Source organism: Silvania hatchlandensis (assembly GCF_025564065.1).
Classification (GTDB): Bacteria; Pseudomonadota; Gammaproteobacteria; order Enterobacterales; family Enterobacteriaceae; genus Enterobacter; species Enterobacter hatchlandensis.
The window spans coordinates 1-255 of sequence record NZ_JAMGZK010000011.1; the positions used below are offsets into that span (position 1 = coordinate 1).

1 pseudogene is annotated in these 255 nt (G+C 54.1%); it reads left to right on the forward strand.

The features are described from left to right. Nucleotides 1-255: pseudogene (locus M8014_RS00055) on the forward strand (IS4 family transposase); the annotation flags it as partial.

A 255-nucleotide genomic window follows, 5' to 3' on the forward strand; every position in this document is an offset into this window, starting at 1 on the left:
GACGCTGAGAAGTAAAAAGCCGGAGCTTGTGGAGCAGGAGCTGTGGGGCGTATTACTGGCGTATAATCTGGTGAGATATCAGATGATTAAAATGGCGGGGCATCTGAAAGGCTACTGGCCGAATCAGCTGAGCTTCTCAGAGTCTTGCGGAATGGTGATGCGAATGCTGATGACCCTGCAGGGCGCATCACCGGGGCGTATCCCGGAGCTGATGCGTGATCTTGAAAGTATGGGTCAGATGGTCAGGCTGCCGAC